Here is a 23705-nt window from a genome sequence, read left to right on the forward strand (position 1 = left end):
TTTTAACAAAAATTGAACATAAAAACGCCGCATTAATTGAGCGAGGTCAATAAACGAAACACCTGTTCAGGGCAATATTCATCTCGCAGGTGAATGCAACGTCAAGCGATGGGCGTTGCGCTCCATATTGTCTTACTTCCTTTTTTGAATTACTGCATAGCACAATTGATTCGTACGACGCCGACTTAATAGTCGGCTTTTTTTTGCCTCCGTGTTCTCGCCGTCTACCCTTAACGAGAAGCCCACAAAAAGGAGGCAATGATGAACGCACTCTATTTTTCTTCCCCGCAGTTGAGCGATCCGGTGCCAACCGATCCGGTTCCAATCCCCGACCCGATTCCACGCCCGCAACCAATGCCGGACCCGCCGCCGGATGAAGAGCCGATTAAAATGTCGCGTTATAAAGGCAGATCTGAGAGGATACGCGCCTGCTAAACGTAAGTCTTTTTATCGCGAGAAAACATTGTGACCGCTTTTTCAACCCTGAATACTTTGCCCGCAGCCCAGATCGAAAACCTCAACGAACTGGGCTATCTCACCATGACGCCCGTCCAGGCGGCGGCGCTGCCCGCTATTCTTGCGGGTAAGGATGTCCGGGTACAGGCGAAAACCGGCAGCGGTAAAACAGCGGCGTTTGGCTTAGGGGTATTGCAGCACATCGATGCCAGCCGTTTTCAAACGCAGTCCCTCATTTTATGCCCCACGCGTGAGCTGGCGGATCAGGTGGCAAACGAGCTGCGTCGCCTGGCGCGTTATATGCCGAACATCAAAATATTGACCTTGTGCGGTGGGCAGCCTTTCGGGGCGCAGCGCGACTCGTTACAGCACGCGCCGCACATTATTGTTGCCACGCCGGGCCGCCTGCTGGATCACCTGCAAAAAAGCACCGTTGCTCTCGATAACCTGCAAACGCTGGTGATGGATGAAGCGGATCGTATGCTGGATATGGGATTCAGCGACGCCATCAATGAGGTTATCGCTTTTGCCCCGGCTTCGCGCCAGACGCTGCTGTTTTCTGCGACCTGGCCGGAAGCCATTGCCGCCATTAGCGGTCGTGTGCAGCGCAATCCGGAAACAATTGAAATCGACACCGTTGACGCACTGCCAGCAGTAGAACAGCAATTTTTTGAAGTTTCCCGCAGCGGCAAAGCCAGTTTGCTGCAAAAGCTGCTCAGCGAACACCGCCCGGCATCCTGTGTGGTGTTCTGCAACACCAAAAAAGATTGCCAGGAAGTGTGTGATGCACTGAACGCCGCCGGGCAGGATGCCCTGGCGCTGCATGGCGATCTGGAGCAGCGCGATCGCGATCAGACGCTGGTGCGTTTCGCCAATGGCAGCGCCCGTGTGCTGGTCGCCACCGATGTTGCCGCGCGTGGGCTGGATATCAAATCACTGGAGCTGGTAGTGAACTACGAGCTGGCGTGGGACCCGGAAGTTCACGTACACCGCATCGGGCGTACCGCGCGTGCGGGTAACAGCGGTCTGGCCATCAGTTTCTGTGCGCCGGAAGAAGCACAGCGCGCGAATATTCTGGCCGAGATGCTGCAACTGAAGCTGAACTGGCTCAATCCACCGGCTAACGTCAAAGTCGTTCCGCTGGAAGCCGAAATGGCAACGTTGTGCATTGATGGGGGCAAGAAAGCCAAAATGCGCGCCGGTGATGTACTCGGGGCGTTAACGGGAGAAATGGGGCTGGATGGCGCGGATATCGGCAAAATCACCCTCCACCCGGCGCACGTTTATGTCGCAGTGCGCCAAAGCGTGGCGCGTCAGGCGTGGAAGCAATTGCAGAACGGGAAAATTAAGGGCAAGACCTGCCGTGTGCGGTTGCTGAAATAAAGCAAAAAGCCTCTCTGGCGCACCAGAGAGGCACAACGTTATTTCACTTCAATGACGTTGAGGCGCAGCTCATCGAGTTGCGAATCATCCTCTTCCGGCTGCCAGCCCGCCGGTTGCAGCGGGATCTCTTCCCGATCAAAGGCCAGATCGCCGCCGTTCACCACTTCAGAGCCGTGGGTGATCCCTTTAAAGTCGAACAAATTAATATCGCTCAGGTGCGAAGGCACCACGTTTTGCATCGCGCTGAACATGGTTTCGATACGTCCAGGATAACGCTTGTCCCAGTCACGCAGCATATCGGCAATCACCTGGCGTTGCAGGTTCGGCTGGGAGCCACACAGGTTGCACGGAATAATGGGGAACCCTTTGGCTTCCGAGAAGCGCTCAATATCTTTTTCGCGGCAGTACGCCAGCGGGCGAATCACGATGTGTTTACCATCATCGCTCATCAGTTTTGGCGGCATCCCTTTCATTTTTCCGCCGTAGAACATGTTCAAAAACAGCGTTTGCAGGATGTCATCGCGGTGGTGACCAAGGGCGATTTTTGTCGCACCCAGTTCCGTCGCTGTGCGGTAAAGAATGCCGCGACGTAAGCGTGAGCAGAGCGAACAGGTGGTTTTGCCTTCCGGGATCTTCTCTTTAACGATACCGTACGTGTTTTCTTCCACAATTTTGTATTCCACGCCCAGCGTATCCAGATACTGCGGCAGAATATGTTCCGGGAAACCTGGCTGTTTCTGGTCGAGGTTAACGGCCACCAGCGAAAAGTTGACCGGCGCGCTCTGTTGCAGGTTGCGCAAAATTTCCAGCATGGTGTAACTGTCTTTGCCGCCGGAAAGGCAAACCATAATGCGATCGCCTTCTTCAATCATGTTGAAGTCGGCAATGGCCTCGCCCACGTTACGGCGCAGACGCTTTTGCAGTTTGTTAAGGTTGTACTGTTCTTTCTTTGTAATCTCTTGCTTTTCAATCATTATTTTGTCTCTGGAAGCGTCAGGGGCACCGCAGGGGCAAACCACATCATGATAGGGCTGCTGCTGATGAGCATGCCTTTCTGATCCTGGTTCATTTCCTCTCGCCATGCACCGTAAATTTCGTAAACCCTTTGCCCTTTTCATGCACATTAACTGGCGATGAAAATGGGCTTGTGCTGGCAGTCAAGCACCAGCAGGCAAAAGTATGTCGCGTATGGTACGGATTCCGGCGGCGAATACCAGCACGTTTTACGGCTGGTACCAGGCGCAGGCAATAAATGAAAGGGGCATAGCTCATCTTTTTTCAGGTGCGGTATAAAACCTATTCATCAATAGAGGAGTAAAATCATTTTCGCCAGGATGTGTAATCAGCTTGTGAAGAAACAAGCCGTTATCTAATCATCGAAGGGAGGTAAAAGTGATAAGAGCAATGATTGTTCGCGCAGGAGTGTTACTCCTTTTCTTTTTTTCATTTCAATTACAGGCAAAAGAAGACCCCGGAATGAAGCTGGAGCGCGTCGTGATCGTTAGTCGTCACGGGGTTCGCGCGCCAACCAAGTTCACGCCACAAATGCGCGAAGTGACACCCTTTCAGTGGCCCCAGTGGGATGTGCCGCTGGGATGGCTCACGCCGCGCGGAGGACAACTTATAGCGGCACTGGGGCATTATCAGCGTCTGCGGCTGGCAGATACGGGGTTACTGACAGATAAAACCTGCCCGGACGAGAGGCATGTGGCAGTGATTGCCGACACCGATCAACGAACCCGCAAAACAGGTGAAGCATTCCTGGCGGGGCTGGCGCCTGAATGTCCTGTTCCTGTGCATTATCAGCAAGACAAATCGAAGACAGACCCGCTTTTTAACCCGATAAAAACGGGTAAATGTTCATTTAACACATCGGCGGTGAATGAGGCGATTTTAACGAAAGCGGGAGGAAGTATTGAGCAATTCACGCAGAAATATCAGCCAGCTTTTCAGACTCTGGAGCACGTTTTAAATTTCCCTGCCTCAGAGAAATGCAAAACCGCCGGGGATAGCCATGCGTGTTCATTCACCAAAGATATCCCCACCAGACTCAACATCAAGCCTGATAACGTCTCCTTGCCTGGCGCGTGGGGGCTTTCTTCAACACTTACGGAAATCTTCCTCCTGCAGCAAGCCCAGGGGATGGCGGACGTGGCGTGGGGAAGGATCGCAGGAGAAAAAGAATGGCAATCGCTATTAAGCCTGCATAATGCCCAGTTTGATCTGTTACAAAGAACACCTGAAGTGGCGCGGAGCCGGGCGACCCCTTTACTTGATTTAATACGCACGGCATTGACCACCAACGGCGCTGATCAGCATTACTATGGCATCACATTTCCTGTTTCTGTGTTGTTTATTGCCGGACATGATACCAATCTCGCCAATCTCAGCGGTGCGTTAGATCTTAACTGGTCGCTGCCGTCGCAACCCGATAATACCCCGCCGGGCGGAGAGTTGGTTTTCGAACGCTGGAAACGGGTAAGCGACAACACGGACTGGGTTCAGGTGTCGTTCGTTTATCAGACCCTGCAGGAGATGAGAGAGAGGCGCGCTTTCTCGCTGGATAACCCGCCGGGACGGGTGGATCTTGCGCTCAAGGCGTGCAGTGAGAAAAATGCGCAGGGAATGTGCTCCTTAAACAGTTTTGCAAAGCTGATTGAATCGGTGCGCGTTGCTGATTGTGGCTTATAAAAAACACGGCTTTCGCCAGACTGAATCTTACGACCCGCTGTAAAATCCTGTGCCCCGGACATTGCTTAAAGAAACGGGGCGCAGGCGATTCGCGCTAAATATGCCATTGAGCCTGTTTGTTTTAGCGAAAAACGGAAGGTTCTGCGCCGTAGCGTTTACTGAACTGACGGCTGAAACTGGCGACCGACGCGTAGCCAACACGCGCGGCAACTGTTTTTATCGGTATGCGGGTTGTCATCAGTAACTGAAGCGCACCGGCAATCCGTGCATCGGTGATCACCGCGCTGAGCGTGGTATTTTCAGCCGCAAGACGGCGGCGAAGTGTGGCGCCGCTAATATTGAGCCGCTCTTCAACCTCACCGGTAGACCAGTGATGCGCCGGATCACTGCTTACCATGTTGCGTATCGTCATAGCTATCCCCGGCGGCTGAAGACGCAACAAACCGTGATGTCCCATCTCAAACAATCTGATCACAATCTCAAGCATTGCATGTATTGATAGTGCCCGGTTTCCGGCCCGCAGCGCGGCGACCCAGCGGGTCATCGGGGCGATAAATTGTGCCAGCGGTTCAGCGCCGACGTTTCCGGGTGTTGACGGGGGTAAAACGCGCAGTAACAGCCGGGCGGCCTCCAGTTGCTCCTCGGCCATTAACACCGTCAGCGCGAGAAACTCGCCGCTGTCGGGATCGGGCGTACACTCAATATCAATGCTACGGGCGTTGGGGAACACCAGCATCTCGCCGGGCGGTACGCAGACCCACTTATCCTGCTCGCGGTAACGAAACGTGCCGCGCAGGGGGAAGGAGAAGGTCGTACCTTCGACCTGAAACTTATTAACCTGCCAGCTTTGCATGGCGCGCAGGCAACAGCAGGGGAAGGCGAGTTCCGAACAGGCCAGCTCCAGTAATTCATTGAGCAGGATTTCTGTTTCGCGTGCATCGGCGTGTAAAGCGGGGCTTATCATTCGATCTTCTCTGCAAGGCCGGTTCCGGCAGGTTTTCCTGCCGGAGAAACTTACATCGCGTAATGCAACGCGTAGCTTTTACCGCTACGGCTGAGTTTTGCCGTGGTCGGGAAGTTAAAGTGCATACCGCAAACGGCAATATTATCTCTCGCGACGCGATCCAGCAGGGCGCTGCGCGTTTTTGCCGCCAGCGCCGGGTCGCGGTCATAAGCAATCGAGACATCAGGCCGGGCTATCTGAATGTGCGGGAAATGGACAATATCACCCCAGATAAGCAAAGCGTCTTTCTCATTGCCAAGCAGAAAACCGCTGTGACCCGGGGTATGACCAAAAAGCGGCACCGCCTGAATACCGGACAGAATATCCTCTTGCTTAAAGGTCACCAGCCGGTCGTCGTACGCGCTGAATGCATTCCTTGCGATGTCATATGAGCGCTTGAGCCCTTCCGGTGCGCTGGCATACAGCGTTTCATCCCGCCAGAAGGCGAGCTCTTTCTCATGCACGAACAGGCGTTGCACGTTACTGAACAGAGGAGTCTGCTGCGGGCCGGCAAGACCGCCAATGTGATCGCGGTGACCATGGGTTAACAGGACGGTATCGATACGGCGGGGATCAATGCCCGCTGTGGCGAGGGCAGCCGGTAACGCGCCGCTTGCGCCGTCGGGCGTACCGGTTCCACTATCGATGAGAATGGTGTGTCCGGCGGTTTCGACCACGCAGGCATTAATATTCATGCGCGGCAGGGGCGAAACGCCACTGGCGGTCAGTAACGCTTCGGCCTGGTCGGTTTCAATACCGTTCAACAGCGCAAAATTGCCTTCAAGGTAACCGTCACTGAGTATCGTGACGGTGATGTCCTGCAATTGCTGGCGTTTGATTACGGGCGTTGGCTCAAGCGTCCGGGATGTCATCATAATCCTCGCTTTGTTTTCATCACATTCCGTTGAATGTCGAATACAGCGTAACGAAAAAGCGTGCGCTTATTTGTTCAATGCGGTGCGTTTTGCGCTCATTGTGCGTGGTGCACGAGCACACTGTTACTTGTCCAGCGCCTGAAAAGAATACTCTTTTTCCACCAGGCAGATGCGGGTCGTGAACGAGTGATACCACTTTTCACGCCCGGTTTTCTGCGCAATCAGATGCCCGGCGTTCATCTTCCAGTTTTTGATAGCGTCAAGCGATGTCCAGTAAGAGACGGTAATACCAACCTCTTCACGGGCGGAATCCACGCCCAGGAAGCCGGGTTGAGTCACCGCCAGTTCCATCATGCGATCGGACATGGCGCCGTAGCCATCATCAACGTCGGTGCGCACGGAGGTGAAAATCACTGCGTAATAGGGAGTGGGGTGGTTAAGTGCTGACATAGCGATTCCTGATGCGGGTTGTCTGCTCTCCATCCTGACAGGAAATTAATGCAGCGGTAGCTACCTGTTCAGGCGACTTTTCTTTCCGGATATTTGCCTTTTACCACGCCATCATAAAAACGGCCTTTGGACACCACGGTAAGAAACAGAGAAAAGATACGTTCCGGCACGCCCAGATACTGGTAGACGCTTTTATCGTGAAAACAGATTTCCAGCGTGCGGGTGCGTTCGTCATAACCGACAGAAGCGATGCGTGATGAGGTGACTGAGTGATGATGCATAAATTCGCTCCTTGCCGTGCGGACTGAAACGGTGATTATCAGCGCGCTTCCTGCGGGTGTCATGCTAAATCGGTGCGTTAAAAAAGCCACCAGCGTTAACCGGTGGCTTTTTCAGCAGCTGGCTTACTCCGCTGCGTTTTTCTCCGCTTTCCCTGCCAACCGGGCCAGGAAGTCATAGCGTTTTTGCAGGTCTGCGGCGGCATCTTTCCATAATTGTTCCGCCACTTCCGGCTGCTGGGCATTGAGACGACGGAAACGCTGCTCATTAAGCAGGGTCTCCGCCAGCGCATCGGACGGCGGCCGCGAGTCCAGCGCCAGCGGAACTTTCCCTTCTTCCTCACGGCGCGGATCGTAGCGGTACAGCGGCCAGAAGCCGGTCGCGGTGAGCTGGCGCATCTGATCGTGGCTCAGCGCCAAATCATAGCCGTGCTCTTCACAGGGGCTGTAAGCGATAATCAGCGACGGGCCGGGGTAGGCTTCTGCTTCCTGAATGGCTTTCACCGTCTGGTTGAGCTGCGCGCCGAGCGAAATCTGCGCGACGTAAACGTGGCCGTACATCATCATGCTGACGCCCAAATCTTTGCGCGCCTTGCGTTTGCCATGCTCGCCAAATTTGGTCACCGCACCGAGCGGGGTGGCTTTTGAGGCCTGGCCGCCGGTGTTGGAGTAACACTGGGTATCCAGCACCAGAATATTGACGTTCTCGGTCAGGCTCAGTACATGATCGAGGCCGCCGAAGCCGATATCGTACGCCCAGCCGTCGCCGCCAATCAGCCAAATCGATTTTTCGACCAGCGCATCGGCATCGGTCAACAGCTGTTGCGCACCTTCCACAGACGCCAGCGCGGTGCGCAGCTCTGCCACCTGTGCGCGGCGCGCTTCCGGGGTCGCTTCCGCGTGCAATGCCGCGTTCAGTTCCGCCGGAATATGTTCAGCGAATTGATCAACTAATCGCATAACACGCTGGCGGTGCTGATCCACACTTAAGCGGAACCCAAGGCCGAACTCGGCGTTATCTTCAAACAGCGAGTTCGCCCACGCCGGCCCGCGCCCGTTTTCATCGGTGGTGTAGGGCGTCGAGGGCAGGTTACCGCCATAAATCGATGAACAACCGGTGGCATTGGCGATCATCATCCGGTCACCATACAGTTGCGTCAGCAGTTTGATATACGGCGTTTCGCCACAGCCTGAGCACGCCCCGGAATACTCAAACAGCGGGGTAATCAACTGCGAGGTGCGAATGTCGATGCGCTCCAGTTTGCTGCGGTCGATCTCCGGCAGGTCGAGGAAGAAGTCGTAATTCACTTTCTCTTCTTCAACGTGTTCAAGGCGCGACATCATGTTGATGGCTTTGATGTCCGGGTTCTGGCGATCTTTTGCCGGGCAAACTTCCACACACAGATTACAGCCGGTGCAATCTTCCGGCGCGACTTGCAGCACATATTTCTGCCCGCGCATATCGCGGGATTTCACATCCAGTGAATGCAGGCTCGACGGGGCGTTTTCCATCGCCTGCGGCGAGACCACTTTGGCGCGGATCGCCGAGTGCGGGCAGGCGGCAACACAGTGGTTACACTGGGTGCAAAGCTCCTCTTTCCAGACTGGGATCTCTTCGGCGATATTACGTTTCTCCCAGCGCGTGGTGCCCACCGGCCAGGTGCCGTCCGGCGGCAGCGCGGAGACCGGCAATGCATCGCCAAGACCGGCCAGCATGGCCGCCGTCACGGTTTTGACAAAATCGGGTGCCGAATCAGAGACCACCGGCGGGCGATGGGCACTTTGCGGATTAACCGCTTCCAGCGGCACTTCGAACAGCGATTCGCGGGCCATCGCCAGCGCCTGCCAGTTTCGCTCCACCAGCTCCTGACCTTTACTGCTGTAGCTTTTGGCAATCGCACCCTGCAATTCAGCCAGCGCGCTGTCGCCCGGCAGAATATTTGTGAGATGGAAGAACGCCATTTGCATGACGGTGTTAATGCGGGCGGCAAGTCCACATTCACGGGCGATTTTCGCGGCGTTAATCACATAGAGACGCGCTTTTTTCTGGTTGAGCACCGCCTGCACTTCCTGCGGCAAACGTGACCAGACTTCATCGGCGCTGTAAGGCGTGTTGAGCAGGAAAATACCGCCCGGTTTCAGGCGCTCGGCCATCGGGTACTTATCGATAAACTGCAACTGGTGGCAACCGACAAAATCCGCCTGCGACACCAGATAAGCCGAGTTGATCGGTTTTTCACTGACGCGCAGGTGCGAAACCGTCAGGCCGCCAGCCTTTTTCGAGTCATAGACAAAATAACCCTGCGCATACCACGGCGTAGAGTTACCGATAATCTTGATATTGTTCTTGGTCGCCGACACGCTACCGTCACTGCCGAGCCCATAGAACAGCGCTTCTAATTTCGCATGCGACGGCAGGGTGTTTTCCGGTAGCGGCAGAGAAAGGTTGGTCACATCGTCGTAAATACCGACGGTAAAACGCGGTTTGGGCTTCGCCGCGCGCAGCTCGTTAAAAATGGCCAGCACGCATTCGGGGCCAAACTCTTTTGACGACAGACCGTAACGCCCGCCAATCACCCGCGGCAGGGTTTCCCGCTCGCCGTTATTAAACGCCTCTGCCAGCGCGGTCATCACATCCAGATACAGCGGTTCGGCCAGGGCGCCCGGCTCTTTGGTGCGATCCAGCACGGCAACGGTTTTCGCGCTTTCCGGCAACACGGACAACAGATGCGCGGCGCTGAACGGGCGATAGAGGCGTACTTTCAACACGCCGACTTTTTCCCCGCGTGTCAGCAGCTCATCGACCACCTCTTCGCAGGTACCGATCGCCGAGCCCATCAGCACGATCACGCGATCGGCTTGCGGGTGACCATAATATTCAAAAGGTTTGTACTGCCGCCCGGTGGCGGTAGCGAAATCGTCCATCGCCTGCGCAACGTGCTCGTACACCGCGTTGTACCACGGGTTGGTCGCTTCGCGAGACTGGAAATAGGTGTCCGGGTTGGCAGAAGTACCACGGATCACCGGATGTTCCGGGTTGAGCGCGCGGGCACGATGCGCATCAATTTCCGCCTGAGGAAGCAGGTTGCGAATGGTGTCATCCGCCAGCGGCACGATTTTGTTAATTTCGTGCGAGGTGCGAAAACCATCAAAGAAATGAATGAATGGCACCCGGCTTTTCAGGGTTGCCATGTGCGAAATGAGCGCGAAATCTTGTGCTTCCTGCACGCTACCGGCAGCGAGCATTGCACAACCGGTCTGGCGAACCGCCATCACGTCGGAATGATCGCCAAAAATAGAGAGCGCGTGGGTGGCAACGGTGCGCGCGGCGACGTGCAGAACAAATGGCATTAACTGGCCCGCCAGCTTGTAAAGCGTGGGGATCATCAGCAGCAAACCCTGCGATGAGGTAAACGAGGTGGAGAGCGCACCGGTCTGCAAAGCTCCGTGTACGGCGGCAATCGCCCCCGCTTCCGACTGCATTTCCACGACGCGCGGCGTGTCGCCCCAGATATTTTTCAGGCCGTTTCCGGCCCAGGCATCGGCCTGTTCAGCCATCGTCGAGCTGGGAGTAATGGGGTATATGGCGATAACTTCACTGGTGCGGAAAGCGACTGACGCGACCGCGCCATTACCGTCAATAGTAATCATATGGCACCCTTGCATTGCTCAATAGGAAGGGGCTTGTGAAACGGCGGCAAGCCCTGTAGTTATCCTGTTATTTTAGCAAACCACTGCGCGCGCAATTTTCGCTTTTGTGTCCTGAGGTATAACGGGAATCAATGAATTGCGATTTAATGGCAGGTGATGGCGAGACCTGGTGACACGTGTGCGGGCGTTGCCTGTTACTCTCGCGCCGGAATGCATTTAATGAGGGAGAAAATCAATGACAAGACAGCTTTTGCGCTGCCCTTGCTGCGGTGGCGAAACGCTTACAGAAAGCGGTGCGTGGGAAATCTGTCCTGTTTGCCACTGGGAAGATGATCCGCTGCAGGCAGACAACCCCGATTTGGCCGGTGGGGCTAATGCGCAGAGTCTTAATGACGCTAAAAAAGCGTATCGTCGGCAATTTCCCGCATAAATTGGCCGTGTAAAGCAGCAACGATCGTCGCGCTGCACGATAATAGAACGTGGAATCATCGCAATGACCATGTACGGTAAATGATGGCGGTGGGTAATCGCGCCTTGTTTAAAAAGAGGATGGTCATCTGTTCTTAACAAACAAGGATTTGCAATCCTGCTATTATCGGCCGTTGCGTTTGAGTACAGTAAATAACTTAATGAATTAAATGCTCTCAAACCTTTAGATGTGTGTTTTTGATACTTAAGATTTACAGTTACAGTCGTGCTTGTGAAGGAGTCGTAGCGGGTAAAAATAAGATGAAAAAAAGAGATCTTTTTTGCGGCAAGTTTCATTACTGTTGTCTTTTTCGCGATATCCATCACGCTGATTGTTCAAATCCTGAGTACCAAAAACCATACGCGGAATGAACTTAATACGAATATATCCAACCTGAGCCATACCCTCGATACCTATTCAGAGGGAATTATCCGGCAAAGCGAGATGTTGATAAAAAACATTTCTGACATAACGGAAATATATGGCATGGATCCCGCTCAGTTAGTGAATATTAAGAAAATACTCGCCGACCAGAACCTGCTTCTCACCCAGCTGAATAACATTATTATTTATGATGATAAAGGAAATAAAGTTATCGCTTTGCAGGAGAATTTTTTGGGCAGGAGTAATAGCGCTGACCGCTTTTTCTTCATCCACCACCGGGATAATAATTCAAAGGACATCTTTATCGGCCCGCCTGTGGTGAGCAGAACAAATGGCCAGTGGGTGATCACCGTGAGTCGACGGCTGGAGGATAACGAAGGGAATTTTAAAGGGGTTGCTGTATTGACGCTGAACATCGCCAATTTTTTGCAAACCTATGGAAAGCTGGACATTGGAAAGCAGGGCGCGATTGCGCTAACCAGCGACGCGGGGATCGTGCTTTTACGTTATCCTTTTGATGATAAATATATGGGTAAGGAAATTTCGGACTCGCCATTATTTACGGATTATTTAAAAAGAGGGAATTCCGGGATCGCAACGTCAGTGTCGCGTTTCGATAAAATAGAGCGCATTTATTCATTTCAAAAAAATAAACGCTATGGTTTGGTGACAACCGTTGCCGTTAGCATCGATGAAGCCATGGCTTCGTGGCGTCGTCAGTCTGAAATTCTTGCTGCTATCATCCTGTTTCTTATCGGCTGCGTCAGTTTCTCCAGCTATTACCTTATTCAGGATGTTCGCAACCGTATCCGCATCGGCAAAGAGCTGTCGGCAGCAAAAGAGTCGCTGGCGTCTGAGAATGCCGAATTGCAAGTGATGGCCACGGAAGATGGCTTAACCGGGCTGGCGAATCGGCGCAAATTCGATGAGGCTTTAGTGAACGAAGTGGCAAAATGTGCCAGCAACAAACAGCAGATTGCACTGCTATTAATTGATGTCGATTACTTTAAAAAATATAACGACAATTACGGGCATATTGCCGGTGACGGCTGTTTACAGGCAGTCGCCGAAAATTTGAAAAAGACCATTAGCGAAACTTCTTTTCTGGCCGCCCGATATGGCGGAGAAGAGTTTGTGGTCATTCTGCCTGAAACGGATGCGAATTCCGCCGGAAATATTGCCAGAAAGATAGGCCATAATATTAAGCTTGCGAATATTCCCCACCAGCAAAGCCCGCTTGGCGTCGTGAGTGTGAGCATTGGTGTTGCCGCTGGATCTGCCGCCGCATTGAAGGGGCGCGAGGCGATGCTCATTGAATTCGCCGATGAGGCGCTTTACGCAGCGAAATCTTCAGGACGCGACCGTGTTGTTACCTCAAACCGCCAAGTTGCGTGATGTGCCCAAAGCGTGCCATTCGTGGCGATGTAGCCTGCGGAACGCCTGCCACTGAACCTGAGTTGACGAACCCGCTGAATCGCGGTTTGCGACGAATTGTGTTCACCCGCCCAAAAAAACGCAAAAAAATGTTTCCAGGTCGCATAAAGATGCTTTTCAGCTCTCGACGTATTGCGTCTTGCTGCCTATGATGCTTGGGTTTCGCTTTTTTTAATTATCCTGAGGATACAGGGGCAGGGGGAGAGAAATGCGCGCAGCGTTTTTAGTAGGATGTGCCGCTTTATTATTATCGGCATGCAGCAGTGAACCCGTTCAGCAAGCGACCGCAGCACACGTAGCGCCGGGGCTTAAAGCCGCAATGTCAAATGGTGGTCAGGCAAATTGCGCTATGATTGGTGGTTCGTTGTCTGTTGCCCGGCAACTCGATGGTTCAATGGTGGGAATGTGCGCCTTACCAAATGGCAAACGCTGCAGTGAACAGTCGCTTGCCACCGGAAGCTGCGGCAGTTACTGAGCCTTCGCCGCGCGCGTGTAAATCAGGGTTTGCGTCGCCGTCGCCAGCGTCAGCTGGTTGTCAGTAAGATCAACCTGCGCACCTTCGCTGAGCATCGCATTAATGGTGTGGTCCAGTTCATTACGCTGCTGGTCAGGGCAGAGCATCATGGTCATGCCCATCTGTTTGACGGTCAATTTGCCTTCAGAGAGTTTTCCCTGGCCCATAAAGCCGTTGCACATTTTGCCGGACACGCGCAGGTCTTTATCAAAACGGATTTCCGGGGCCGGGCCATTACCCTGCACGGCCTGGCCGTTCACGGTGGTCAGCACAAAACGCTGATCTGCCAGTTGCTGTGGCTTCAATGTGTCGGTGCGGGAACTCACGCAGCCAGAAAGCACTACGCTCAACGCAACCAAAGTCATAATTTTCTTCATCTCGTCCTCTAAGGGGTTATCCATCACGTGGGGGATTCTAACAGGCTTAGCCTGGGCGTCATCGGGGTTTGTCCGAAAGGGTTCCCGTGCAGGCAGGGGAACCCCGGACAATCAGGCCAGCACGTTCGGGCAGGCTTCGCCGTCGCGTAACTGGCGCAGGTTTTCCAGCGTTGTTTCGGAAATGCTAATCAACGCCTCGGCCGTCAGGAATGCCTGGTGACCGGTAAACAGCACGTTGTGACAAGCTGATAAGCGACGGAACACGTCGTCCTGAATAACATCGTTGGATTTATCTTCAAAGAACAGATCGCGTTCGTTTTCATACACATCCATTCCCAGCGCGCCGATTTTTTGCGTTTTCAGCGCTTCTATCGCCGCTTGCGAATCCACTAATCCACCGCGGCTGGTATTGATGATCATTACGCCATCTTTCATCTGAGCAAAGGCGTCGCGGTTAAGCAGGTGGAAGTTTTCTGGGGTGAGCGGGCAGTGCAGGGAGATAACATCCGCCTGCGAAAACAGCGTCGGCAGATCAACATACTCCACGCCAAGCTCCAGCGCCGCTGCGCTCGGGTACGGGTCGAACGCCAGCAGGCGCATGCCAAACCCTTTCAGAATGCGCAGGGCGGCAACGCCAATTTTACCGGTGCCGATAACGCCCGCCGTTTTACCGTACATGGTGAAACCGGTCAGCCCTTCCAGGGAGAAGTTAGCATCGCGGGTACGCTGATACGCGCGGTGAATGCGACGGTTCAGGGTCATCATCATGCCAATGGCATGCTCTGCCACCGCTTCCGGTGAGTAGGCCGGAACACGCACGACCTGCAACCCCAGCTCTTTTGCCGCGTCAAGATCAACGTTGTTGAACCCGGCACAGCGCAGGGCGATAAACTTCACACCGAGCTTTTTCAGCTCTTCCAGCACCGGGCGGCTGCCATCGTCGTTAACAAAAATACAGACCCCATCACAGCCGTTCGCGGTTTTGGCAGTCTTTTCGGTTAACAGAAAGTCGAAAAATTCAAGATCGTAGCCATATTTCTCGTTTACCTGCTGCAAATACTTTTTATCGTATTGCTTTGTGCTGTATATCGCGAGTTTCATAAGACTTTCTCCAATGGTTTTCTACCCACATTATCACGTTTTAAAATTATTATGTAAACGTTCAAATTTTATTGACAACCATGGGTGCGGTGAATGTGTCCAGTTTCAGTATATCCGCTGCTAGCGCAATTGTTTCAACGAGCCAATGGCGCTCCAGTTGATCGCCAGAGCGGTGAATACGCCGATAAGCCATGGAATTTTGGAGTCGTGAAAGTAGTTAGCACTGAGATAATCGCTGAAGGTAAAGCAGGTGAAAACGGTGGTACCGATAAACCAGCCGCGAATTAAAGAGCCTTTCGTGAACATACGCTGAATCCATAAGTTAATGATATTAAAACACTATTTTCTGTAACTACTGAAAATGCACTCGCCAGACTATGATTAAAACGACTCGCGCCTTCAAAGGGGCGGTCAAACATGCCACAATAACCGCCAGAATCGGCTTAATCATATGCAAAATCAGGATATTAGCTACCCATGAAGGGTAAATACAAAGCCGCCATCGCACTGGTGTTACTGTTCCTTCTGTTGCCGCTTACGCTGCTGCTGACGCTTGCGCAATGGGTGCCGACGCTGGTCGGGATCTGGCTGCCGGCGGGCACGCGTATCGCGATGGAGGAGAGCCCGCGATTCACCCGACATGCGTTAAACATCCCCGATCTGCGCTATCTGGTCGGTGATTGTCAACTGGCGTCATTACAGAACGCCGAACTCACACACCCCAGCCGCTGGCAGCTTCATATTGGCGCGCTGGATATTAACACCGCCTGCCTGAATAAACTGCCACAAAGTGAAACTGTTTCTGCCGCGCCGCGTACGCTGGCCGAATGGCAAGCCATGCTGCCTTATAGCTGGCTGACGGTGGAGCGTTTTACCGTTTCGCCATGGAAAACGTGGGCAGGTAAATTATCCGCGTCGTTGACACCGGATGTGCAGCAACTCACATACTCCGGCGAGCGCGTTGATCTCCATGCCCGTTTGCGCGGGCAGACGCTGACGGTTAGCCGCATGGCGCTGCGTCTTGTCGATGATCAGCCGCCGTTTACACTCGGTGGCGAATTTACCCTGCCGGATGTTCCAGACAGCGTACCCGTTAACGGACATATGGAAAGCACCTTAACCCTGTCGCAGCAGCCGGGCGTGGTGGATGTCGATCTCGACTGGCGCGATAACGAAGGGCAACTGGTGGTTATGGCGCGCGATCAGGGCGATCCGCTACTCGATCTGCCGTGGCAGCTTACGCCCGACCAATTGACCATCAGCGATGGACGCTGGAGCTGGCCCTATCAGGGTTTTCCGCTGAGCGGTCGGGTCGGTTTAAAAGTGGATAACTGGCAACAGGGGCTGGAAAAGGCGCAGTTCAGTGGCCGGTTAAACGTCCTGACGCAGGGTGATGCCGGGAAAGGTAACGCGGTACTGACAATTGGCCCTGGCCGTCTTGGTAGTGACAAGAACGATATGCCGCTGCAACTGACCGGAGAAGCAAAGCAGGGCGATCTGGTGTTTTATGCGGTGCTTCCCGCCCATCTGAGCGGCAGTATTGACGATCCGCAACTGGCTTTTACGCCTGGCGCGCTGCTGCGCTCGCGCGGACGGGTGATTGATTCGTTAAATATAGATGAAGTGCGCTGGCCGCTGGCGGGCGTCAAACTCACTCAGCATGGTATTGACGGGCGTTTGCAGGCCATCCTTCGCGCGCATGAAAATGCGATGGGGGATTTCCGTCTGCATCTTGATGGTCAGGCGCAGGATTTTCTGCCGGACAACGGCCTGTGGCGCTGGCGCTACTGGGGCGACGGCAATTTCACGCCGATGAACGCACGCTGGGATGTCGCCGGTCGCGGCGAATGGAATAACAACACGATCACACTTAACGATCTCTCGACCGGCTTTGACCAGTTGCAATATGGCGCGATGCACATGGCTGCGCCCCGGTTAGTGCTGGATGCACCAGTAAAGTGGGTGCGTGACGCGGCAAATCCGCAGTTCACCGGCGCACTGACGCTGGATGCCGGGCAAACCAGCTTCAGCGCGGGAAGTGTCTTACCGCCTTCGACCTTGACATTCAGCGTCGAAGGCAACGATCCAACCATGTTCCAGTTTAAGGGGGCGTTGCAGGCCGACACGATTGGCCCGGTGCAGGTTAATGGCCGCTGGGACGGTGAGCGTTTACGCGGGCAGGCATGGTGGCCGCGCCAGGCGCTCTCGGTATTCCAGCCGCTTATTCCCCCGGACTGGAAAATGAAGCTGCTCAATGGCGCACTGTATGCGCAGGTCGCCTTTTCCGCCGCAGCGGACCAGGGTTTTGAAGCGGGCGGTCACGGCGTGCTAAAAAGCGGCAGTGTCTGGACGCCGGACAACCAAATCAGCGGCGTCGATTTTGTGCTGCCATTCCGCTACCGCGAAGGGCGCTGGCAACTGGGAACCCGCAGACCGGTTTCATTGCGCATCGGTGAGATAACAAACCAGGTGACAGCGAAAAACATCACCGCTGATTTGCAGGGCGCGTGGCCGTGGAGCGAGGATAATCCGCTCGTTTTAAGTGATGTCAGCGTCGATGTACTGGGCGGAAAAGTGACCATGCAGCAGCTACGTATGCCGCAGCACGACCCGGCACTGCTGCGTCTGAAGCACATTTCCGCCAGTGAGTTGATAAGCGCAGTGAATCCGAAGCAGTTCGCGCTTTCCGGGCCGTTTGACGGCGCGCTGCCGCTGTGGCTGGATAACCCGCAATGGATCATTAAAGATGGCTGGCTGCATAACCCTGGCCCGATGACGCTGCGGATCGATAAAGATACCGCTGATGCGGTGGTGAAGGACAACATGGCTGCGGGCGCGGCGATTAACTGGCTGCGCTATATGGAAATTTCCCGCTCATGGACGAAGATCAATCTGGATAATTTGGGGCTGCTGACGCTGCAGGCCACCCTGCGCGGCACCAGTTTTGTCGATGGCAAAAGCAGTACCGTGAATTTGAACTATACCCATGAGGAGAATGTATTCACCTTATGGCGCAGTTTACGTTTTGGCGACAATTTGCAGTCATGGCTTGAGCAACACGCGGCGCTACCGCAAGCCCGCTGCGCGAAGGGCGAAGAGTGTGAGGATAAAAAATGAGAACCCTGAAAGCCGTGCCCGTATTGATGGCGACAATGCTGCTGGCTGCCTGCACGCCGCGTATTGAGGTGGCAGCGCCAAAGGAGCCGATCACCATCAATATGAACGTGAAGATCGAGCATGAAATTCACATCAAAGTGGATAAAGACGTCGAAACCCTGCTGAAAACCCGCAGCGACTTGTTCTGAGGCGATGATGAAAAAACGTGTCATAAGCGCGCTGCTGGCCGTTGGCCTTTTCAGCGCAACCGCTCAGGCGCTGACGCTTGATGAGGCCCGCACCCAGGGGCGCGTCGGTGAAACACTCAATGGATATGTCGCGCCGATAAGCCAGGATAAAGAGACGCTGGCGCTGGTGGAACGCATTAACAAAGCGCGCACTGAGAGCTACCAGCAACTGGCCGATCGCAACAACATCGCGGTGGATGACGTGGCCAGAATGGCCGGACAGAAACTGGTGGAACGTGCGAAGCCCGGCGACTACGTGCAGGGCATTAACGGTAAATGGATGAAGAAACCGTAAGCGGCGCGTTACCTTCCTGAGCAAGGTGCTGGGGCAACCTGCCAGCGCTTTCGCACTCCGGTGAATCAGCCACCGCGTCATGGGTTTGATAAAAAAGCGGGATGTGTCGTAACCACAGGCGGCGCGGGTAAGCATCCAGCCGATAATATTGCGGAAGGTGAATAGCCGGAAAAGCGGGGAAAAGCACCCTCCCACCAGGAGGTGAGAGGGGGAAATCTTAGGCAGCCACCAGGCTGTCGATTGCGGCTTTGGCGTCGGTCTGCGCTTTGGTCGCCACTTCCGGACCGTAAGCAATACCTTCTGCGAAGACAAAGTTCACATCGGTAATGCCGATAAAGCCGAGGAACAATTTCAGGTACGGCGCAACCAGATCGGACGGAGTGTCTTTATGGATACCGCCACGGCTGGAAACCACGATGACGCGTTTACCTTTCACCAGCCCTTCCGGACCTGCTTCGGTATAACGGAACGTTACGCCAGCACGTGCCACCAGGTCGAAGTAGTTTTTCAGCTGCGTCGGGATGTTGAAGTTGTACATCGGGGCGTTAATGACAATCACGTCATGCGCTTGCAACTCAGCAATCAGCTCGTCGGAGAGCGCCAGTGCTTCCTGCTGACGCGGTGTCAGCGGGGCATCGCTCGGGCGCAGCGCGCCAACCAGTTCGCCATCCAGCACCGGGATCGGATTAGCGGCCAGGTCACGCACGGTAATGTGATCCGCCGCGTGTTTTTCACGCCACTGTTCAACGAAATAATCGGCTAACTGACCAGACTGTGAGTACCCTGCCAGAATACTGGATTTAAGAACTAAAACTTTGCTCATTGGGTGTTTCCTTTATTGTATTTGCAATGGGTTGCCCCGTGACGTCATGACACTCTATTCACAAAATCTCTACATGAATAGCGCAATATATCGAATCCTATGTTCGAATTTCTTGAACAAGAAAAGGATTGCGGCGATGTGCTATCCTACTGCGATTGCGAACTTAAGATGTTTCCCGGCAGTGCTCTGCCCAATAACGCTATGACAGAACAACAGAAATTGACGATTACCGATCTCAGCGCGCAGCTCAGCACCCTGATGCTACGCGACCAGCAGCGCTTCGCCCGCCGCCTGCATGGCAGCAAGAAAGTTAAAAATCCTGAATCTCAGCAAGCACTGCTGCAGACGCTGGCGCAAGAGATAAGCGAAGCCGCCGGAAAAGTGGCGCAGCGCGAAGCCGCGCGCCCGACCATTGATTACCCGGACAACCTGCCGGTCAGCCAGAAAAAACAGGCGATCCTGGAAGCTATCCGCGATAACCAGGTGGTGATTGTGGCGGGCGAAACCGGCTCCGGTAAAACCACGCAGTTACCGAAAATTTGCATGGAGCTGGGGCGCGGCATTAAAGGGTTGATTGGTCATACCCAGCCGCGTCGTCTGGCGGCGCGCACCGTTGCCAACCGTATTGCCGAAGAGCTGAAAACTGAGCCGGGCGGTTGCATTGGCTACAAAGTACGTTTCAGCGATCACGTTAGCGACAACACCATGGTCAAGCTGATGACCGACGGTATTCTGCTGGCGGAAATCCAGCAGGATCGCTTGCTGATGCAGTACGACACCATCATTATCGATGAGGCGCACGAACGCAGCCTGAACATCGATTTTCTGCTGGGTTATCTGCGTGAATTACTGCCGCGCCGCCCGGATCTGAAAATTATCATCACCTCCGCCACCATCGATCCGCAACGTTTCTCGCGCCATTTCAATAACGCGCCGATTATCGAAGTGTCCGGGCGCACTTACCCGGTGGAAGTGCGCTATCGGCCGATTGTCGAAGAAGCGGACGACACGGAACGCGACCAGCTCCAGGCGATTTTTGATGCGGTGGATGAGCTTGGGCGCGAAAGTGCAGGCGATATTCTGATCTTTATGAGCGGCGAGCGGGAAATCCGCGATACCGCTGATGCCCTGAGCAAGCGCGATCTGCGCCACACGGAGATCCTGCCGCTGTATGCGCGTTTATCAAACAGTGAGCAGAACCGTGTATTCCAGCCGCACAGCGGGCGGCGCATCGTGCTGGCGACCAACGTGGCGGAAACGTCGCTGACCGTACCGGGCATCAAATATGTCATTGATCCGGGTACGGCGCGCATCAGCCGCTACAGCTATCGCACCAAAGTGCAGCGTTTGCCGATTGAGCCGATTTCACAGGCCTCTGCCAACCAGCGTAAAGGGCGCTGCGGCCGCGTGTCGGAAGGGATCTGTATTCGTCTCTATTCAGAAGATGATTTCCTGTCGCGCCCGGAATTTACCGATCCGGAAATTCTGCGCACCAACCTGGCGTCGGTCATTTTGCAAATGACGGCTTTAGGGCTCGGTGATATCGCCGCCTTCCCGTTTGTTGAAGCGCCGGATAAACGCAATATTCAGGACGGTGTTCGCCTGCTGGAAGAGTTGGGCGCGATCACCACCGACGAGCAGCAGACCGCCTACAAACTGACGCCGCTGGGCCGCCAGCTATCGCAACTGCCGGTCGATCCGCGCTTAGCGCGTATGGTACTGGAAGCGCAAAAACATGGCTGCGTGCGCGAAGCAATGATCATTACCTCGGCGCTGTCGATTCAGGATCCGCGCGAAAGACCGCTGGATAAAAAGCAGGCTTCAGACGAGAAGCACCAGCGCTTTCATGATAAAGAGTCTGACTTCCTCGCTTTTGTGAACCTGTGGAATTACCTGGGCGAGCAGCAAAAAGCGCTCTCGTCAAACCAGTTCCGTCGTCAGTGCCGGGTGGATTACCTGAACTATCTGCGCGTGCGCGAATGGCAGGATATCTACACCCAACTGCGCCAGGTGGTGAAAGAGTTAGGGATCCCGGTCAACAGCGAGCCTGCGGAATATCGCGAAATTCATATCGCGCTGTTAACCGGTTTGCTGTCGCACATTGGTATGAAAGATGCCGATAAACAGGAATTTACCGGCGCGCGGAATGCCCGTTTTTCCATCTTCCCCGGCTCGGGTTTATTCAAAAAACCGCCGAAGTGGACAATGGTTGCGGAACTGGTGGAAACCAGCCGTTTGTGGGGGCGCATCGCCGCGCGCATCGATCCGGAATGGGTTGAACCGGTAGCGCAGCACCTGATTAAACGTTCGTACAGTGAACCGCACTGGGAGCGGGCGCAGGGCGCGGTAATGGCAACGGAAAAAGTGACGGTTTATGGTCTGCCAATCGTTGCGGCGCGCAAAGTGAACTACAGCCAGATTGACCCGATGCTGTGTCGTGAGCTCTTTATTCGCCACGCGCTGGTCGAGGGTGACTGGCAAACCCGGCATGCTTTCTTTCGCGACAACCTGAAACTGCGCGCGGAAGTGGAAGAACTGGAGCACAAATCCCGCCGCCGCGACATTCTGGTGGACGACGAAACGCTGTTTGAGTTTTATGACCAGCGCATCAGCCACGAGGTGATTTCCGCCCGCCATTTCGACAACTGGTGGAAAAAGGCCAGCCGTGAAGCCCCCGATCTGCTCAACTTCGAAAAGAGCATGCTGATTAAAGAGGGCGCAGAGGGCGTCAGTAAGCTCGATTACCCCAACTTCTGGCATCAGGGCAACCTGAAGCTGCGTCTGAGTTATCAGTTTGAACCGGGCGCGGATGCCGACGGCGTCACGGTACATATCCCGCTGCCGTTATTAAACCAGGTCGAAGAGAGCGGGTTTGAGTGGCAAATTCCCGGCCTGCGCCGCGAACTGGTGATTGCGCTGATTAAATCACTGCCGAAACCGACGCGGCGCAACTTCGTTCCCGCGCCAAACTACGCCGAAGCGTTTCTGGGGCGCGTTACACCGCTGGAACTGCCATTGCTGGATGCGCTGGAGCGCGAACTGCGCAGGATGACGGGGGTTACCGTCGATCGCGACGACTGGCACTGGGATCAGGTGCCCGATCACCTGAAAATCAGCTTCCGCGTAGTGGATGACAAGAACAAGAAGCTGCTGGAAGGGCGCTCGCTGACCGAACTGAAAGAGCGCCTGAAAGGCAAAGTGCAGGAAACTCTTTCTGCGGTGGCCGATGACGGCATCGAGCAGAGCGGTTTGCATATCTGGAGTTTTGGCCAGTTGCCGGAAAGCTACGAGCAAAAACGCGGTAACTACAAGGTAAAAGCCTGGCCTGCGCTGGTCGATGAACGTGACAGTGTCGCGATCAAGCTGTTTGATAACCCGCAGGAGCAGCAACAGGCGATGTGGCGCGGTATCCGCCGCCTGCTGCTGCTAAATATTCCGTCGCCGATTAAATACCTGCACGAGAAATTGCCCAACAAAGCCAAGCTGGGGCTCTATTTCAACCCGTACGGCAAAGTGCTGGATTTGATTGATGACTGCATTTCCTGTGGCGTGGACAAACTGATTGATGACGCGGGCGGCCCGGTGTGGACGGAAGAGAGCTTCGCTGCGCTGCATGAAAAAGTGCGCGCCGAACTGAACGAAACGGTGGTGGAGATCGCCAAACAGGTCGAACAGATCCTGACGGCGGTGTTCAATATCAACAAGCGGCTGAAAGGGCGCGTGGATATGACCATGGCGCTCGGGCTGTCGGATATCAAAACGCAAATGAGCGGGCTGGTGTATCGCGGGTTTGTTACCGGCAACGGTTTCCGCCGTCTGGGCGACACGTTGCGTTACCTGCAAGCCATCGAGAAGCGGCTGGAAAAACTGGCCGTCGATCCGCACCGCGACCGCGCACAGATGCTGAAAGTGGAGCAGACACAGCAAGCCTGGCAGCAGTGGCTGAATAAACTGCCGCCGGCACGCCGGGAAGATGAGGATGTCAAAGCGATCCGCTGGATGATCGAAGAGCTGCGCGTCAGCTACTTTGCGCAGCAACTGGGGACACCGTATCCCATCTCCGATAAGCGTATCCTGCAGGCAATGGAGCAGATTAGCGCCTGATGACAGATAGTCGCCCGGTTGCGATGCCTACCGGGCGACTATCATCGCTTTCGCGTGTTGCCAGCTAAGCGAG

The 23705-nt window shown here is 54.5% G+C and carries 20 protein-coding genes and 1 pseudogene; 10 read left to right on the forward strand and 11 right to left on the reverse strand.

From position 1 onward, the window contains the following. Nucleotides 1-258: 258 nt before the first annotated feature. Together AAIG26_RS02030 and dbpA are read left to right on the forward strand one after the other, a co-directional pair. A complete protein-coding gene (locus AAIG26_RS02030) occupies nucleotides 259-435 on the forward strand; it encodes a hypothetical protein (RefSeq protein ID WP_158539524.1) in 177 nt (58 codons plus the stop codon). A gap of 30 nt (nucleotides 436-465) precedes the next feature. Then, nucleotides 466-1839, forward strand: coding sequence for an ATP-dependent RNA helicase DbpA (gene dbpA, locus AAIG26_RS02035; RefSeq protein WP_097405924.1), 1374 nt, complete (start codon nucleotides 466-468; stop codon nucleotides 1837-1839). Between the two features lie 38 nt (nucleotides 1840-1877). On the opposite strand, the gene ttcA is transcribed toward dbpA, so the two are convergent. Continuing rightward, nucleotides 1878-2813: a tRNA 2-thiocytidine(32) synthetase TtcA gene (gene ttcA / locus AAIG26_RS02040; protein WP_016495912.1), complete on the reverse strand. Its 936-nt coding sequence runs from the start codon at nucleotides 2811-2813 to the stop codon at nucleotides 1878-1880. Continuing rightward, nucleotides 2813-3069: pseudogene (locus AAIG26_RS02045) on the reverse strand (hypothetical protein); the annotation flags it as partial. The gene ttcA and the pseudogene AAIG26_RS02045, both read right to left, overlap by 1 nt. Nucleotides 3070-3243: 174 nt before the next feature. Between AAIG26_RS02045 and AAIG26_RS02050 the strand changes: the two are divergent. After that, nucleotides 3244-4530, forward strand: coding sequence for an AppA family phytase/histidine-type acid phosphatase (locus AAIG26_RS02050; protein ID WP_343179499.1), 1287 nt, complete (start codon nucleotides 3244-3246; stop codon nucleotides 4528-4530). 121 nt (nucleotides 4531-4651) lie between these two features. Here the strand turns inward: AAIG26_RS02050 and AAIG26_RS02055 are convergent, their stop codons facing one another. The 5 genes from AAIG26_RS02055 to nifJ form a co-directional block, all read right to left on the reverse strand. Then, entirely contained in the window at nucleotides 4652-5494 is an 843-nt protein-coding gene (locus tag AAIG26_RS02055) for a helix-turn-helix transcriptional regulator (RefSeq protein ID WP_343179500.1), read from the reverse strand. A gap of 50 nt (nucleotides 5495-5544) precedes the next feature. After that, on the reverse strand, nucleotides 5545-6408 hold the full coding sequence (locus tag AAIG26_RS02060) for an MBL fold metallo-hydrolase (RefSeq protein ID WP_343179501.1): 864 nt from the start codon (nucleotides 6406-6408) through the stop codon (nucleotides 5545-5547). A 123-nt stretch (nucleotides 6409-6531) separates the two neighbouring features. Beyond that, a complete protein-coding gene (locus tag AAIG26_RS02065) occupies nucleotides 6532-6858 on the reverse strand; it encodes an antibiotic biosynthesis monooxygenase (RefSeq protein ID WP_343179502.1) in 327 nt (108 codons plus the stop codon). Nucleotides 6859-6926: 68 nt separating this feature from the next. Beyond that, a complete protein-coding gene (locus AAIG26_RS02070) occupies nucleotides 6927-7139 on the reverse strand; it encodes a KTSC domain-containing protein (protein WP_343179503.1) in 213 nt (70 codons plus the stop codon). Nucleotides 7140-7262: 123 nt separating this feature from the next. Then, nucleotides 7263-10787, reverse strand: coding sequence for a pyruvate:ferredoxin (flavodoxin) oxidoreductase (gene nifJ / locus AAIG26_RS02075; RefSeq protein ID WP_343179504.1), 3525 nt, complete (start codon nucleotides 10785-10787; stop codon nucleotides 7263-7265). A gap of 235 nt (nucleotides 10788-11022) precedes the next feature. On the opposite strand from nifJ, the gene AAIG26_RS02080 reads away from it, so the two are divergent. The 3 genes from AAIG26_RS02080 to AAIG26_RS02090 all read left to right on the forward strand — a co-directional run bounded on the left by AAIG26_RS02080 (nucleotide 11023) and on the right by AAIG26_RS02090 (nucleotide 13549). After that, entirely contained in the window at nucleotides 11023-11217 is a 195-nt protein-coding gene (locus tag AAIG26_RS02080) for a CPCC family cysteine-rich protein (RefSeq protein ID WP_072051622.1), read from the forward strand. 525 nt (nucleotides 11218-11742) lie between these two features. After that, nucleotides 11743-13035 (forward strand): sensor domain-containing diguanylate cyclase, encoded by a 1293-nt coding sequence (locus tag AAIG26_RS02085; protein ID WP_343182130.1) that lies wholly within the window; start codon nucleotides 11743-11745, stop codon nucleotides 13033-13035. A gap of 247 nt (nucleotides 13036-13282) precedes the next feature. Beyond that, nucleotides 13283-13549, forward strand: coding sequence for a DUF333 domain-containing protein (locus AAIG26_RS02090; protein WP_071925194.1), 267 nt, complete (start codon nucleotides 13283-13285; stop codon nucleotides 13547-13549). Here the strand turns inward: AAIG26_RS02090 and hslJ are convergent. From hslJ to AAIG26_RS02105, 3 genes are all read right to left on the reverse strand, one after another. Then, on the reverse strand, nucleotides 13543-13965 hold the full coding sequence (hslJ, locus tag AAIG26_RS02095; RefSeq protein ID WP_016495922.1) for a heat shock protein HslJ: 423 nt from the start codon (nucleotides 13963-13965) through the stop codon (nucleotides 13543-13545). The genes AAIG26_RS02090 and hslJ overlap by 7 nt on opposite strands. A gap of 111 nt (nucleotides 13966-14076) precedes the next feature. Then, nucleotides 14077-15066, reverse strand: coding sequence for a 2-hydroxyacid dehydrogenase (locus AAIG26_RS02100; protein ID WP_016495923.1), 990 nt, complete (start codon nucleotides 15064-15066; stop codon nucleotides 14077-14079). A 120-nt stretch (nucleotides 15067-15186) separates the two neighbouring features. Continuing rightward, on the reverse strand, nucleotides 15187-15372 hold the full coding sequence (locus AAIG26_RS02105; protein ID WP_016495924.1) for a hypothetical protein: 186 nt from the start codon (nucleotides 15370-15372) through the stop codon (nucleotides 15187-15189). 171 nt (nucleotides 15373-15543) lie between these two features. Between AAIG26_RS02105 and AAIG26_RS02110 the strand changes: the two genes are divergently transcribed. Genes AAIG26_RS02110 through AAIG26_RS02120 form a run of 3 tightly spaced genes read left to right on the forward strand, consistent with a single transcriptional unit; the run spans nucleotide 15544 to nucleotide 18705 of the window. Next, nucleotides 15544-18183, forward strand: coding sequence for a YdbH family protein (locus AAIG26_RS02110; protein WP_343179506.1), 2640 nt, complete (start codon nucleotides 15544-15546; stop codon nucleotides 18181-18183). Then, complete coding sequence (locus tag AAIG26_RS02115) at nucleotides 18180-18371, forward strand: YnbE family lipoprotein (protein WP_016495926.1); 192 nt, start codon at nucleotides 18180-18182, stop codon at nucleotides 18369-18371. Before AAIG26_RS02110 ends, AAIG26_RS02115 begins: the two co-directional genes overlap by 4 nt. Before the next feature lie 7 nt (nucleotides 18372-18378). Continuing rightward, nucleotides 18379-18705, forward strand: coding sequence for a YdbL family protein (locus tag AAIG26_RS02120; protein WP_016495927.1), 327 nt, complete (start codon nucleotides 18379-18381; stop codon nucleotides 18703-18705). 217 nt (nucleotides 18706-18922) lie between these two features. Here the strand turns inward: AAIG26_RS02120 and azoR are convergent, their stop codons facing one another. Beyond that, nucleotides 18923-19528, reverse strand: a complete 606-nt coding sequence (gene azoR, locus AAIG26_RS02125) for an FMN-dependent NADH-azoreductase (protein WP_016495929.1) — start codon at nucleotides 19526-19528, stop codon at nucleotides 18923-18925. A gap of 201 nt (nucleotides 19529-19729) precedes the next feature. On the opposite strand from azoR, the gene hrpA reads away from it, so the two are divergent. Continuing rightward, nucleotides 19730-23632, forward strand: a complete 3903-nt coding sequence (hrpA, locus tag AAIG26_RS02130; protein WP_343179507.1) for an ATP-dependent RNA helicase HrpA — start codon at nucleotides 19730-19732, stop codon at nucleotides 23630-23632. Nucleotides 23633-23705 lie beyond the last annotated feature (73 nt).

It is taken from the genome of Kosakonia sp. PSU_27 (assembly GCF_039409795.1).
Classification (GTDB): domain Bacteria; phylum Pseudomonadota; class Gammaproteobacteria; order Enterobacterales; family Enterobacteriaceae; genus Kosakonia.

Bases quoted from the DNA above. Each gene is read 5' to 3' on its own strand.
- hslJ (WP_016495922.1), bottom strand. From the start codon at position 13,965: ATGAAGAAAATTATGACTTTGGTTGCGTTGAGCGTAGTGCTTTCTGGC.
- azoR (WP_016495929.1), bottom strand. From the start codon at position 19,528: ATGAGCAAAGTTTTAGTTCTTAAATCCAGTATTCTGGCAGGGTACTCA.
- AAIG26_RS02060 (WP_343179501.1), bottom strand. From the start codon at position 6,408: ATGATGACATCCCGGACGCTTGAGCCAACGCCCGTAATCAAACGCCAG.
- ttcA (WP_016495912.1), bottom strand. From the start codon at position 2,813: ATGATTGAAAAGCAAGAGATTACAAAGAAAGAACAGTACAACCTTAAC.
- AAIG26_RS02055 (WP_343179500.1), bottom strand. From the start codon at position 5,494: ATGATAAGCCCCGCTTTACACGCCGATGCACGCGAAACAGAAATCCTG.
- AAIG26_RS02030 (WP_158539524.1), top strand. From the start codon at position 259: ATGATGAACGCACTCTATTTTTCTTCCCCGCAGTTGAGCGATCCGGTG.
- hrpA (WP_343179507.1), top strand. From the start codon at position 19,730: ATGACAGAACAACAGAAATTGACGATTACCGATCTCAGCGCGCAGCTC.
- AAIG26_RS02090 (WP_071925194.1), top strand. From the start codon at position 13,283: ATGCGCGCAGCGTTTTTAGTAGGATGTGCCGCTTTATTATTATCGGCA.
- AAIG26_RS02105 (WP_016495924.1), bottom strand. From the start codon at position 15,372: ATGTTCACGAAAGGCTCTTTAATTCGCGGCTGGTTTATCGGTACCACC.
- AAIG26_RS02100 (WP_016495923.1), bottom strand. From the start codon at position 15,066: ATGAAACTCGCGATATACAGCACAAAGCAATACGATAAAAAGTATTTG.
- AAIG26_RS02120 (WP_016495927.1), top strand. From the start codon at position 18,379: ATGAAAAAACGTGTCATAAGCGCGCTGCTGGCCGTTGGCCTTTTCAGC.
- AAIG26_RS02080 (WP_072051622.1), top strand. From the start codon at position 11,023: ATGACAAGACAGCTTTTGCGCTGCCCTTGCTGCGGTGGCGAAACGCTT.
- AAIG26_RS02115 (WP_016495926.1), top strand. From the start codon at position 18,180: ATGAGAACCCTGAAAGCCGTGCCCGTATTGATGGCGACAATGCTGCTG.
- nifJ (WP_343179504.1), bottom strand. From the start codon at position 10,787: ATGATTACTATTGACGGTAATGGCGCGGTCGCGTCAGTCGCTTTCCGC.
- AAIG26_RS02110 (WP_343179506.1), top strand. From the start codon at position 15,544: ATGAAGGGTAAATACAAAGCCGCCATCGCACTGGTGTTACTGTTCCTT.
- AAIG26_RS02065 (WP_343179502.1), bottom strand. From the start codon at position 6,858: ATGTCAGCACTTAACCACCCCACTCCCTATTACGCAGTGATTTTCACC.
- AAIG26_RS02070 (WP_343179503.1), bottom strand. From the start codon at position 7,139: ATGCATCATCACTCAGTCACCTCATCACGCATCGCTTCTGTCGGTTAT.
- AAIG26_RS02050 (WP_343179499.1), top strand. From the start codon at position 3,244: ATGATTGTTCGCGCAGGAGTGTTACTCCTTTTCTTTTTTTCATTTCAA.
- AAIG26_RS02085 (WP_343182130.1), top strand. From the start codon at position 11,743: ATGGATCCCGCTCAGTTAGTGAATATTAAGAAAATACTCGCCGACCAG.